1 protein-coding gene is annotated in these 275 nt (G+C 59.6%); it reads left to right on the top strand.

Annotated features, from left to right (window positions below):
• The coding region (locus AAEY72_RS14815; RefSeq protein WP_352311303.1) for an ABC transporter permease at nt 1–275 on the top strand (275 nt) is incomplete at both ends.

Here is a 275-nt window from a genome sequence, read left to right as displayed (position 1 = left end):
ATCATTTTGTGTCGTTCATTTCCTTGACCTCGATGATCGGTCTCGCCCTGGGCGTGGTCGTGATGATCGTGGTGCTGTCGGTGATGAACGGCTTCGATCATGAGATGCGCACCCGCGTGCTGGGCATGGTGCCCCACGCTACTCTCGAGACCGGCGAGCCGATCAATGACTGGCAAAGCCTGGCCGACAAGGTCAAGCAGAACCCCAAGGTGGTGGCGGTCGCGCCGTTTACCCAGATGCAGGGGTTGCTGACCAACGACGGCAAGGTGCAGAAG

The organism is Psychrobacter sp. W2-37-MNA-CIBAN-0211 (assembly GCF_040309405.1).
Taxonomy (GTDB): Bacteria; Pseudomonadota; Gammaproteobacteria; order Pseudomonadales; family Moraxellaceae; genus Psychrobacter; species Psychrobacter glaciei.
The sequence above is the reverse complement of the archived record's forward strand: the minus strand, read 5'-3'. Positions and strand labels throughout refer to the sequence as shown.